This is a genomic window from Cellulomonas timonensis (assembly GCF_900046455.1).
Classification (GTDB): Bacteria; Actinomycetota; Actinomycetes; order Actinomycetales; family Cellulomonadaceae; genus Cellulomonas_A; species Cellulomonas_A timonensis.
Genome location: NZ_FCOT01000013.1, coordinates 275954 through 288564, shown reverse-complemented (window position 1 = coordinate 288564; position 12611 = coordinate 275954). Strand labels below are relative to the sequence as shown.

Below are 12611 nucleotides of genomic sequence, written 5' to 3'. Positions count from 1 at the left end.
GACCGGGCTGTCAGCGGCGCGGCGGGCGCACCAGGCGGCCGTGCAGCTCGGCGGCGGAGACGTCGGTGAGCGAGGCCACCTGGTCGATGACCACACGGAGCCGGGCGCCGTCGTCGGCAGCGGCCGCCCAGTCGGCGGCGAACGGGGGCTCGAGGCTCACGGGGGCGCGGTCCGCCATGACGTGCACCAGGTCCGCGAGGATCTCGCGCTGGCGGTGGTAGAGCGGCTCGAGCTCCCGGGGCGCCATCACGTAGGCCACGGCGAGTCCCTTGAGGACGAGGATCTCGGCCATCGTCTCGGCAGGCACCACGAGGTTGGCGGCGTAGCGCGTGAGCGGCCCCTCGCCGTAGAGCTCGCGGGTGGCGGCCTGGGCGGCGCCCGCGAACCGCCCGATGAGCTGGCTCGTGGCGTCCTTCAGCATCGCGAGGGCGCCCCGTGAGCCATCGAAGCCGTGCTCCCACAGCCGCTCGGCGTTGAGGCGGTCCATCGCGTCGAGCAGCCCGTCGCCGTCGATGTCGTCGCCGTACCAGGCCTGCACGCCCTCGACGACGCGGGCGCGCTCCTCGGCCTGGGTGAGCACCACGAGGTCGAGCCGCCCTCCGACCACGGCGTCCTCCACATCGTGCACGGAGTACGAGATGTCGTCCGCCAGGTCCATGACCTGCGCCTCGAGGCACTTGCGGCCCGCCGGGGCGCCCTCGCGGAGCCAGGCGAACACCGGGGCGTCGTCGCTGTAGACGCCGAACTTGTGGGTGGGCCGCCCGTCGGGCATGAGCGGCCCCGCCCCCGCCGGCCAGGGGTACTTGGTGGCCGCGTCCAGGCTCGCGCGGGTCAGGTTGAGCCCGACGGCGCGGCCGTCCGGCCCGACGACCTTCGGCTCGAGGCGGGTCAGCAGGCGCCGGGTCTGGGCGTTGCCCTCGAGGCCGCCGATGCCGCGCGCGATCTGGGCGAGCGCGCGCTCGCCGTTGTGGCCGAACGGCGGGTGGCCCAGGTCGTGGGCGAGGCACGCGGTGTCCACGACGTCGGGGTCGCAGCCCAGGGCCTTGCCGATCTCCCGGCCCACCTGCGCCACCTCGAGGGTGTGCGTCAGGCGGGTGCGGACGAAGTCGTCCGAGCCCGGGCCGAGGACCTGCGTCTTGGCGCCCAGCCGCCGCAGCGCCGAGGAGTGCACGAGGCGCGCGCGGTCCCGCTCGAACGGGGAGCGGGCACGCGACTTGGGCGCCTCGGCGACCCAGCGCGCGCGGTCCACCTCGGTGTATCCGTCGATCAGGGTCTGCGCTGTCACGGGCCTCACCCTAGTTGGCCGGGCTGACGGGGCCGGATGCGCTCCACAGGCCGGGTCGGACCAGCCGACGGCGGGCTCACGCCAGGCGCCACACCTGCACGCCCGGCCCGTCCCCGGGCAGCTCGACGCCGTCCGGGCGCAGGCGCAGCTCCGCGCCGCCGTAGAGGTTCTCGACGGCGCCGCCCGGTGGCACCAGATGCCGCGGCAGCGTCGCCCCGCCCCACGGCGCCCGGGAGGCCAGCACGAGCACCCGCTCGTCGGCGGTCTCCCGCAGGTACGCCACAGCGTCGGGCTCCACGACGGCCCACCGCATCCCGCCCAGGCGCAGTGCCCGCGACGAGCGGCGCAACGCGATGAGCGAGCGGTAGAGGTCGAACGTCGCGGCGTCCCAGCCGGGGCCGCCGCCGGCGTCGATCTGCGGCCAGGGCATCGGGACGCGGGCGTGCTCGCCGTTGACCCCGGTCAGCCCGCCCTCGTCGCCCGCGAACATCACGGGCGTGCCGGGGTAGGTGAACAGCAGCCCCGCGGCGACCTCGACCATCTCACGGGACTTCACCACCGTCCGCAGCCGGGGGGTGTCATGCGAGCCGAGCATGTTCCATTGCCGCATGGTGATCGACCACGGCACCGCGGCGTCGAACTCCCGCATGGTGGCGACCATCTGGGCACCGTCGCGGCGCGGGATCGACGTCGGCAGCCCCAAGAAGCCGAGCTGGTTGTCGGGGTCCACGAGCCACGTCCACAGCGGGCGGGTGAACGCCGAGTAGTTCATGTTGGTGTGCCACCCGCCGGCCCGCAGGTCCAGGCCCGCGTCGTGGAAGTGCTCGGCGGCGAGCACGGCCTCCGGGTTGAGGTCGCGCATCGTGGCGCGAATCGTGCGGGCCACCTCATGCGTGAAGTCGTCGGCGCCGTGGCGGCCCGTCATGTTGGCGACGTCGATCCGCCAGCCGTCGAGGCTCACGGGCTCCCGGAGCCATCGCCCGATGACCGAGTCGGGACCCTCGATCAAGCGCTCCGCCAGCGCGGGGGCGTTGTAGTTGAGCTTGGGCAGCGAGGCGTGGCCCAGCCAGGCCACATAGCCGGGATCCTGCTGCTGCCAGTAGTAGAAGGACGCCTCCTCGCTCGCGCGGTCGGCCTGCGCCCGCGCGAACCACTCGTGCCCGGCGCCCGTGTGGTTGGTGGTGAGGTCGCCGATCAGCCGCATGCCGCGGCCGTGCAGCGCGCGGCTCAGCGACGCGAGCGCCTGGTCCCCGCCGAGCAGCGGGTCGACATGGTCGAAGGTGCTCGCGTCGTAGCGGTGGTTGGAGCGCGCCGGGAAGATCGGCGTCAGGTAGACGGTGTCCACGCCGAGCCGCTGCAGGTGGTCCAGCCGCTGCTCGACGCCGGGCAGGTCGCCGCCATAGAACTGCGTCGCGACACCGGGTCCCGCGCCGATCGACTCGTCCGACCAGTCCGCGGGCTGGGCCCAGTCGGGCAGGTCGCCCAGAGGGGGGCCGGTGTGCCCGCTCGAGCGCGCGAAGCGGTCCGGGAAGATCTGGTAGACCACCGCGTCGTCCAGCCACCCCGGCGCCGGCTCATGGACGGAGAGCCGGAAGTCATGCGTGTCGGCCACGTCCCGCGCATGCGTCCCGGCGCCGTTGAGCCAGCGGTAGCCGCCCGGCTCGTCGAGCAGCGCCCGGTAGCCCGTCACCGGGTTGTGCATCGGGAGGTCGGCGACGTACCAGCGCTCATGCTCGTCCGCGTGCTCGAGCCGGGCGGGCTCCATGCGCGGCTCGGCGTCGCGGACGGTCCGCACCCACAGCGCCCGCTCGGAGCCCGTGGCCGGCACGCGGAAGCGCACCGGGACCACGTCGCCGAGCTGCGGGGCGCCCTGCGGGACGTACAGCTCCGACCCGTCGTGATGCGGCTGGTCGAGGAGGTGGCCCGCCACGCGTCAGCCCTTCACAGAGCCTGCGGTCAGGCCGCCGACGATGTACTTCTGCAGGAAGAGGAACAGCGCCAGCACCGGGATCGCGGAGATCACCGCGCCCGCCGCGAACAGGCCCCAGTTGGCCTCGAGCAGGTCCGAGACCCAGTTGTAGAGGCCCACGGCCAAGGTCCAGTTGCCCTCCGACTGCAGCACCGTGCGGGCGATGATGAACTCGCCGAAGGTGCTGATGAAGGACAGCAGCCCCACGACGGCCAGGATCGGCGCGACGAGCCGCAGGATGATCGTCCAGTAGATCTGCGCGTGGGTGGCGCCGTCGATCTTCGCGGCCTCGTCCAGCTCGCGCGGGATCGTGTTGAAGAACCCGTACATGAGGAACGTGTTGACGCCGAGCGAGCCGCCCAGGTAGATGCAGATCAGCGCGAGCCGGCTGTTCAGGCCCAGGCCCGGGATCACGTTGCCCAGGGCGATGAGCAGCAGGAAGATCGCGACGAAGGCGAGCATCTGCGGGAACATCTGGATGATGAGCAGCGTGGTCAGCCCCACCCGGCGCCCCGAGAACCGGAACCGGGAGAACGCGTAGGCCGCGGCGGCGCCCATGAGCACCGTGCCGATCGCCGTGATGCTGGCGATCACCAGCGTGTTGCCGACCCACTCCCAGAAGCGGGTCTCGCCGAGCTTCCCGTAGTTGGCGAAGCTCACCTGCGCGAACAGCTTGTTGGAACCCGTCAGCGTCCCCTTCTCGCTCAGCGAGGAGGAGATGATGTACAGGATCGGGAAGCCGGCGTAGACCACGGCGACGACGCCGATGAGGTGGCGCCAGCCGAGCTCGCGGGCCCAGCGCTTGAAGCCCATGCGCTGCGTGACCTCGGCCTGCTGGGCGCCCGAGGCGCGGGTGGGGAGGATGTCGGTGGCCATGTCAGCTGATCTCCTCGAGCGAGCGGGTCCGACGGAACGCGATGGCGGAGACCGTGCCGACGATGATGAAGATGATGATCGACAGCGCGCTGGCCAGCCCGAAGTCCTTCGGCGCCGACCCGTCGATGCCGGAGACGGAGTAGACCATCGAGATCAAGATGTCGGTGTGCCCCAGTGGCACTGACGCGTCCGCGAAGCGCGGCCCGCCGCCGGTGAGCATGTAGATGAGAGTGAAGTTGTTGAAGTTGAACGCGAACGACGAGATGAGCAGCGGTGCCGTGGAGACCAGGAGCAGCGGCAGCGTCACCGAGCGCAGCGTCCGCCACTTGCCCGCGCCGTCGATCTTCGCGGCCTCGAGCACGTCCCCTGGCAGCGACTGCAACGCGCCGGTGCAGATGAGGAACATGTAGGGGAAGCCGAGCCACAAGTTGACGCCGAGCACTGCCACCTTGGCCAGCACCGGGTCGGTGAGCCAGCCGATCTGCGCGCCGCCGAGCAGCACCTGGTTGACGAACCCGTAACTGCGATTGAGCATCCCGGACCAGAGCAGCGCGGCCAGGAACCCGGGGATCGCGTACGGCAGGATCATCAGCGTCCGGTAGACCTTGCGCCCGCGCAGCCGCTCGTCGTTGAACACGATGGCGAGGAACAGGCCGAGGGCGAACGTCGACACCACGGACAGGATCGCGAAGGCGAACGTCCAGGCCAAGATCTTGACGAACGGCTGGGAGTAACGGCTGTCGGAGAACGCGGTGGTGAAGTTCTCGAAGCCGACGCCGACACGCCAGCCGACATTGAGCTTGTTGCCGAACGCGTCCTCGAACTCACCCCGGTCGTTCGGCGAGTACACGGCGCCGGTGGTGGTGTCGGTCATCGTGTCGGCGGCCTCGTCGTAGACGAGGGTCGACGTGTAGGCGTACCCGGTGCGGGCGTCCTGCGTGCGGATCGAGCCGTCCTCCGGGTCGTCGGAGAACGGGACCCGCAGGGTCGTCACCTCGGACTGGCGGGCCAGGACGCCCTGCCGGTCGAGCACCTCGTATCCGGGGACCTCCGTCACCACGCTGCCCTCGACGACCGCGTCGTCCACAGTCTCGAGCGGCTGGTCGGCGCGGCCGACGCGCACGTCGCCGTCGTCGGTGAGGACGCCGAACGCGAGCTCGTCACCGTCGGCGAGCACCGTCAGCGGGTAGGACGCCGAGCCCTCGACGCGGCGCTCGTTCTGGATGAGCAGGGCCTCGATGGCCTGCTCCTTGGTCGAGTTGTGGCCGTCCCCATAGTTGGTGAAGGCGACGTAGCCCGTGTAGGCGACCACATAGATCTGGAAGACCAGCAGGAACGCCAGCCCGGGAAGGATGTACTTGAGCGGAAGCGCGCGACGGGAGAAGTACACCCAGTTCGCGACGACCACGAGTGCCGCCATCGCGGCGAAGATGCCCCAGGCCTCGGCGTTCCACGCCGCGAAGAGCGCGTAGACCCCGAGCGCGTCGATGACGGCCATGAGCACGAGCTTGGCGAAGAAGCCCCGGGTGAACTCGCGTGCGTGGGACCTGTCGATCGGGCGGGGGCGTCGCTTCGTGGGCGTGCCACCGCCGTCACGGGTTCCGGGGTTCGCCGGCTCGACGACCGCAGGCTGGGGGGTGGACATCAGTGCCTCCGGGGCTCAGGTGCTCAGACGGGCGAGGGCGGGGGGCCTCCCTCGCGGGTGAGCCGGTGGCGTGCGGCTGGCGCACGCCACCGGCTCCTGCGGTGCTACGACCGCGGGGTACTGCTCACTTGCTGATCGCGCCCTCGATGTCCGAGACCATCTTGTTCCAGGCGTCGGCCGGAGCCGCTGCGCCCGAGATGATGTTGGCCTCGGTGACGCCCCAGAACTCCCAGACCGAGTTCATGGCGGGGATCGACGGCATCGGCGCAGCGGTGGCGCCCACGGCCGCGAAGCCCGTCATGATCGCGTCGTCGGCGAACTTCTCGGCGGCCGACAGGAGCGCCGGCGGGCGGTTGCCGGCCTCGGCGAGGGTCACCTGGGCGTCGGTCGTCGCGATGTAGTTGACGAGGAAGTCGTTCGCGAGCAGCGCGTTGTCGCTCTGCGCGCTGACGTAGAAGCCCTGCACGCCGGCGAACATCTCGGCGGGCTGGCCGCCGGCCGACGGGATGGGGTCGATGGCCAGGTCCAGGCCCTCGAAGGACTCGATCATCCAGGGGCCGCCGATGATGAACGGCGACTCGCCGTTGGAGAACGCCTCCACGGCGATGTCGTAGGTGATGTCCGTGCTCAGCACGCCTGCGGCGCCCTGGGCCTGGAGCCACGTCGCGTACGCGACCCCGGCCTCGCCGCCGAGCGTCAGCTCGTCGGTGTAGGAGCCGTCAGCGTTCTGCGCGAACACGGGCGCCCCGAAGGACGTCTGCAGCGGGTAGTAGGTGTAGGGGTCGCCCTCCACACCGGTCTGGACGAGGATCGGGTACCGGGTGCCCGCGGCCTGGCCGGCGGCGATCGCCTCGTCCCAGGTCGTGGGGGCGGTCGCGGCCAGGGCCGTGTTGCGGATGAGGGCGATGTTCTCCACCGCGTACGGGACGCCGTAGACCTGGCCGTCCTGCGAGAAGGCCTCGGTGGAGGTCGCGATGAACTCCTCGGTCTTGTCGCCGAGCTCCACGGGGGCCACGACGCCGTTCTGCAGGAAGGCGCCGAGCCAGTCGTGGCCGCCGACGGTGATGTCGGGGCCCTTGCCCGTCGGGACCTGCGCGATGAAGTCGGCCTGGATGTCGCCGTAGTTCTTGAGGACGAGCTCGACCTTGAGGTCGGTCTCCGCCTCGAAGGCCTTCGCCGCCTCGGCCACTGCGTCCTGGCGGGTCTCGTCGACCCAGATCGTCAGGGTGTCCTCGCCCGACCCGGCGGTCGTGTCGGCTGCGGGCTCGGCCGAGCCCGAGCACGCCGCAAGCGTCAGCGTGAGGCCGAGCGTCGCAGCGACTACAGGGATGCTCCGTCGCATCATCGTTCTCCATATCGACAGGGGAGATGCCGCATCGGAGGGATCTCCCACCGACGCTGGCCTGGTGTGGCGTGACGCTAACGCTTTTGCAAGCCACCTTGCAAACCGTTACGGTAACTTTCAGGCAACAGTTGCAAGGTCGGCTACGCGGGCACCTCCGTGGGCTCATACCCGGACGAGGAGGTCCTATGTCGCTTACGCTGCCCCACGTGCGCACCCGTCTGACTGACCTGGCAGAGCAAGCAGGCGTCAGCACCGCGACCGTCTCCCGCGTGCTCAATGGCAAGCACGGAGTCTCCGCGCAGACGCGGCAAGCGGTGCTCGCCGCCCTCGACATGCTCGGATACGAGCGCCCCGAGAAGCTGCGCACCCGGTCCGCAGGCCTTGTCGGCCTCGTGGTCCCCGAGCTGTCCAACCCGGTCTTCCCCGCGTTCGCGCAGGTCATCGAGACGATGCTGTCGCAACGCGGCTACACCCCGCTGCTGTGCACGCAGTCCCCCGGCGGCACCACGGAGGACCAGTACGTCGAGATGCTCCTCGAGCACGAGGTCGCGGGCATCGTCTTCGTGTCCGGCCTGCACGCCGACACCTCGGCCAGCCCCGAGCGCTACCACCGGTTGCGCAGCCGGGGCATGCCGATCGTGCTGGTCAACGGGTACTCCGACGGCGTCGACGCCCCCGCCGTGTCCAACGACGACCTCGCCTCGATGGAGCTGGCCTTCCGCCACCTCGTCTCGCTCGGCCACAAGCGCATCGGCCTGGCGATCGGCCCCGACAGGTTCGTCCCCGCCCAGCGCAAGGTCGAGGGCTTCACGCGGAACCTCGAACGCCACTTCGGCGAGGTCGACCCCACGTCGCACGTCGTCACGACGCTCTTCACCGTCGAGGGCGGCCAGGCCGCAGCCGGCGAGCTCATCGATTCCGGGCACACCGCGATCATCTGCGGCTCCGACCTGATGGCCCTGGGCGCCGTGCGCGCAGCCCGGCAGCGCGGCCTCTCAGTGCCGGACGACCTGTCGATCGTGGGCTACGACGACTCCCCCCTGATCGCGTTCACCGACCCTCCCCTGACCACTGTGCGGCAGCCCGTGCAGGCCATGGGGCATGCGGCCGTGAGCGCTCTCGTGTCCGAGATCAACGGCGTCCACGCGCCACGCACCGAGCTGCTCTTCCACCCGGAACTGATCGTGCGCTCCTCAACCGGCGCGGCGCCGGCAGCGTCGCTCGTCCCCCTTGGACGCTCAGCCAACACCGCCACCATCACCACGTGATCCAGCACGCACCGCGCACGGCCCCCATCGGCATGCGCCCGCACCCCCGGGGCTAGGCAGCCCACCCGTCCTGAAACGAGGCACCCACGTGACAATCGCCGACCCCCACGGCACGATCACCACCACGACCACGCTCGTCCACGCGCCCAGCTCGACAGCCGGCGAGTGGTGGCGGCAGGCCGTGATCTACCAGGTCTACCCGCGGTCCTTCGCAGACGCGTCGGGCGACGGCATCGGCGACCTGCCGGGCGTCACCTCGCGGCTCGACCACCTGGCCCGGCTCGGCGTCGACGCCATCTGGCTCTCGCCGTTCTACCGGTCGCCGCAGGCCGACGCCGGGTACGACGTGGCGGACTACCGCCAGATCGACCCGCTGTTCGGCACGCTCGCCGACTTCGACGAGCTGCTCGAGCGGGCCCACCTGCGCGGGATGCGGATCATCGTCGACCTGGTGCCCAACCACACCTCCGACGAGCACGAGTGGTTCACGGCGGCCCTCGCCGCCGGGCCCGGCAGTCCCGAGCGCGAGCGCTACATCTTCCGCGAGGGCAAGGGCGAGAACGGCGAGCTGCCCCCCAACAACTGGGAGTCGATCTTCGGCGGCCCGGCCTGGACCCGCACCACGGACCCGTCGGGCGAGCCCGGCCAGTGGTACCTGCACATGTTCGACACCCGTCAGCCCGACCTGAACTGGGACCACCCCGAGGTCCGCGCGGAGTTCGAGGACGTGCTGCGGTTCTGGCTGGACCGCGGCGTCGACGGCTTCCGCATCGACGTGGCGCACGGCATGGTCAAGGCGCCTGGGCTGCCCGACTGGGACGGCTCGGTCTCCATGATCGAGGGCTCGACCGATGACGCGGGCTCCACCGGCGCGGGCAACTCCGGCCCGATGTTCGACCAGGACGGTGTGCACGACATCTACCGCGCCTGGCACAAGGTCCTCGCCGAGTACGACGGCGACCGCGCCCTCGTCGCCGAGGCCTGGGTGGAGCCCCTCTCCCGGCTCGCGCGCTACGTCCGACCCGACGAGATGCACCAGGCCTTCAACTTCTCCTTCCTCAGCACGCCCTGGGATGCCGCAGCGCTGCGCACCGTCGTGACGGCGTCGCTCGCCGCCAACGACGCGGTCGGCGCGCCGACCACCTGGGTGATGTCCAACCACGACACCGTGCGCCACGCGTCGCGGCTCGGGCTCCTGGTGCCGAACTCGCGGCCCAACGGCATCGGCGACGGCGACGAGCAGCCCGACGAGGAGCTCGGCCTGCGCCGTGCCCGCGCCGCGAGCCTGATGATGCTGGGCCTGCCCGGCTCGGCCTACATGTACCAGGGCGAGGAGCTCGGCCTGCCCGAGCACACCGCCCTCGACGACGACCTGCGCCAGGACCCGGCGTGGTGGCGCTCAGGCCACACCGAGCGTGGCCGCGACGGCTGCCGCGTCCCGCTGCCGTGGGAGTCGGACGCGCCGGGCTTCGGCTTCTCGCCGACCGGCGCCACCTGGCTGCCGCAGCCCGACTCGTGGGCCGCATACGCGCTGGACGCGCAGAAGGGCCAGCACGGCTCGACGTACGAGATGTACCGGGAGGCGCTGCGGGTCCGCCGCGAGTTCCACCTGGGCACCGGCTCGCTCGCCTGGGTCGAGGGCGTCGGCGACGAGGGCTCCGCGGTGTCCTTCGTGAACCGTGACGTCCTGGTGGTGGCGAACCTGGGCGACGAGCCCGTCGAGCTGCCCGCGGGCGCCACCGTGCTGCTCGCCAGCGGCGACGTGGCGACCGAGGACGGCCGCACTGTCGTGCCGACCGACGTGACCGTGTGGGCGCGCCTGTCCTGACCTGCGTCACGACACGCCAGGCCAGCTGAGGCGTGAACCGCCCCCATGGGGCCTGGGTGCGTGCGAGAGTGCGACCGGCGAGGGATCGTCCCGATATGATCCGGGCGCCGGTCGCACTCGCGGCACCAGCACCAGGCCAAAGGAGGCGGACGTGGGATCGTGGCGACCCGCGACGATCAACCTGGTCGCGGCACGCGCAGGGGTGTCCCGCGCCACCGTCTCCCGCGTGATGAACGGCAAGGCCTCCGTCGCCCCCGAGCTCGCCGCACGCGTCCACGCGGCGGCGGCGGCCCTCGAGTACCGCCCCAGCATCGTCGCGCGGGGCCTCGCGGGTGGCCGGACGTCCACTGTGGCGCTCGTCGTGCCCGATCTGGCCAACCCCCTCTTCCAGGGGATTCTGCGGAGCCTGGGCCAGGCCGCCGGACGCGCCTCCCACCGCCTGCTGGTGGCGGAGTCCAATGAGGACGTCGCCGCCGAGATCGAGGTCGCCCGCGAGGCCCGGCACCGGTGCGACGCGCTGGTCCTGTGCGCCCCCCGCATGCCCGCCGAGGTGCTGGCCCAGCTCGCGCCCGAGCTCGAGCCGCTGGTGCTGCTCAACCGGGCCGTGCCCGAGGTCCGCTCACCCCAGGTCACCGTCGACTACGCAGCCGGCATCCGCGACCTGGTCTCCCACCTGGAGGGCCTGGGCCACTCCCGGCTCGCCTACCTCTCCGGCCCGGCGACCAGCGCCTCCAACGCGCTGCGGCTGAACGCGCTGCTCGAGCTCGCGGACGGCGGGCGCATCCAGCTCGACGTGCTGCCCTGCGGCCCGTCGTTCGCCGACGGCCACGCGGCCGCGGGCGCCGCCCGGGAGAGCGGGAGCACCGCCGTGGTGGCCTACAACGACCTGGTGGCGCTCGGCGTGCTGTCCGGGCTCCACGAGCTGGGCGTCCGAGTGCCCGAGCAGATGTCGGTGGTGGGCTTCGACGACATCCCCTTCAGCGGGTACGCCACCCCCACGCTCACCACCGCCACCGTGCCCGCCGACGAGATCGGGGAGCACGCGTGGGTGCGGGTCCGCTCGCTGCTCGATGGCTCGCCTGTGCCCGCGGACCTGCGACTGCGGCCGCGGATCGTCGTGCGAGGGAGCAGCGCCCCGGCGCCGTGAGAACTGGACGCCGTGAGGACGCCGTGAGCAGAGCGGCGCGTCAGCCGCCGGAGATGCTCAGCTCGGCCTCGTGCAGCGCGCGGCGGAAGTCCTCCGACAGGTCGCGTGAGTCGAGCCAGCCCTCGGGGAGGATCGGCCGCTTGGGCGAGCCCGCCCGCCCGCGCTGGCCCTCGGCCGCCTCGCCCGGGTACGGCTGGTCGAGGTCGAGCGCCGCCAGCCTGTCATCGAGCTCGGCGAGCGTCGACACCAGGCCCAGCGCGGCGCGCTGCTCGCCGCCCACCACGTAGCCCTTGAAGTACCAGGCCATGTGCTTGCGCATCTCGCGCAGTGCCTTCTGCTCCTCGCCGAAGTGCTCGATCATCAGCTCGCCGTGGCGGCGCACCACAGCCGCCACCTCCCCGAGCCCGGGCCGCACCCGCACGTCCGAGCCGGCGAAGGCTGCGGCGAGGTCCGCGAACAGCCACGGGCGGCCCTGGCAGCCGCGCCCCACGACCACCCCGTCGCACCCGGTCTGCTGGACCATCGCCAGCGCGTCCTCGGCGGACCAGATGTCGCCGTTGCCCAGCACCGGGATGTCGGTGACGGCCTCCTTGAGGCGCGCGATCGACTCCCAGTCGGCCGTGCCGGAGTAGTAGTCGGCGGCCGTCCGCGCATGCAGGGCCACTGCGGCGGCGCCCACCTCCTGCGCGACCAGGCCCGCCTCCAAGTAGGTCAGGTGCTCGTCGTCGATGCCCTTGCGCATCTTCACCGTCACCGGGACGCCATGCGGGCTGGCGGCGTCGACGGCCGCGCTGACGATCGAGCGGAACAGGTCCCGCTTCCACGGCAGCACCGCTCCCCCGCCGCGACGGGTGACCTTCGGCACCGGGCACCCGAAGTTCAGGTCGATGTGGTCGGCGCGGTCCTCCGAGGCGATCATCCGCACCGCGGCGCCCACGGTCCCGGGGTCGACTCCGTACACCTGCACCGAGCGGGGCTTCTCATCGGGCTCGTGGGAGATGATCCGCATCGACTCCTCGCCGCGCTCCACCAGCGCCCGGGACGTCACCATCTCCGCGACGTACAGCCCAGCGCCGGACTCGCGGCACAGCCGACGGAACGCCGCGTTGGTGACGCCAGCCATGGGAGCCAGCACCACGGGGGTGTCGATCGTCAGCGGCCCGATGCGCAGCGGGGGCAGCACCTGGCCCGCTTGGGCGGCGGGCGCCGCGGCGGCGGCGTCCGGGAGGTTCTCAGTCACAGAAGGCA

General features: G+C 71.7%; 9 protein-coding genes. 3 read left to right on the top strand and 6 right to left on the bottom strand.

Translation table 11 applies throughout. The features are described 5' to 3' along the window. Positions 1 to 10: 10 nt before the first annotated feature. From BN3788_RS14790 to BN3788_RS14770, 5 genes are all read right to left on the bottom strand, one after another. Positions 11 to 1285 (bottom strand): deoxyguanosinetriphosphate triphosphohydrolase, encoded by a 1275-nt coding sequence (locus BN3788_RS14790; protein ID WP_066587799.1) that lies wholly within the window; start codon positions 1283 to 1285, stop codon positions 11 to 13. A 76-nt stretch (positions 1286 to 1361) separates the two neighbouring features. After that, positions 1362 to 3215: a glycoside hydrolase family 13 protein gene (locus BN3788_RS14785; RefSeq protein ID WP_066587798.1), complete on the bottom strand. Its 1854-nt coding sequence runs from the start codon at positions 3213 to 3215 to the stop codon at positions 1362 to 1364. Positions 3216 to 3218: 3 nt separating this feature from the next. Beyond that, positions 3219 to 4130: a sugar ABC transporter permease gene (locus BN3788_RS14780; RefSeq protein ID WP_066587797.1), complete on the bottom strand. Its 912-nt coding sequence runs from the start codon at positions 4128 to 4130 to the stop codon at positions 3219 to 3221. A gap of 1 nt (position 4131) precedes the next feature. Next, on the bottom strand, positions 4132 to 5775 hold the full coding sequence (locus BN3788_RS14775; protein WP_082812959.1) for an ABC transporter permease subunit: 1644 nt from the start codon (positions 5773 to 5775) through the stop codon (positions 4132 to 4134). A gap of 124 nt (positions 5776 to 5899) precedes the next feature. Beyond that, positions 5900 to 7117, bottom strand: a complete 1218-nt coding sequence (locus BN3788_RS14770; RefSeq protein ID WP_066589464.1) for a sugar ABC transporter substrate-binding protein — start codon at positions 7115 to 7117, stop codon at positions 5900 to 5902. A 188-nt stretch (positions 7118 to 7305) separates the two neighbouring features. Here BN3788_RS14770 and BN3788_RS14765 point away from each other — a divergent pair, with 188 nt between their 5' ends. The 3 genes from BN3788_RS14765 to BN3788_RS14755 all read left to right on the top strand — a co-directional run bounded on the left by BN3788_RS14765 (position 7306) and on the right by BN3788_RS14755 (position 11363). Further along, positions 7306 to 8388, top strand: coding sequence for a LacI family DNA-binding transcriptional regulator (locus tag BN3788_RS14765; RefSeq protein WP_066587795.1), 1083 nt, complete (start codon positions 7306 to 7308; stop codon positions 8386 to 8388). 88 nt (positions 8389 to 8476) lie between these two features. Beyond that, the gene (locus tag BN3788_RS14760) at positions 8477 to 10216 is read left to right on the top strand and encodes a glycoside hydrolase family 13 protein (RefSeq protein ID WP_390620153.1); all 1740 of its coding nucleotides are present in this window, start codon (positions 8477 to 8479) and stop codon (positions 10214 to 10216) included. Positions 10217 to 10367: 151 nt separating this feature from the next. After that, a complete protein-coding gene (locus BN3788_RS14755; protein ID WP_066587794.1) occupies positions 10368 to 11363 on the top strand; it encodes a LacI family DNA-binding transcriptional regulator in 996 nt (331 codons plus the stop codon). A gap of 40 nt (positions 11364 to 11403) precedes the next feature. On the opposite strand, the gene dusB is transcribed toward BN3788_RS14755, so the two are convergent. Further along, positions 11404 to 12603, bottom strand: a complete 1200-nt coding sequence (gene dusB / locus BN3788_RS14750; RefSeq protein ID WP_066587788.1) for a tRNA dihydrouridine synthase DusB — start codon at positions 12601 to 12603, stop codon at positions 11404 to 11406. Positions 12604 to 12611: the final 8 nt, after the last annotated feature.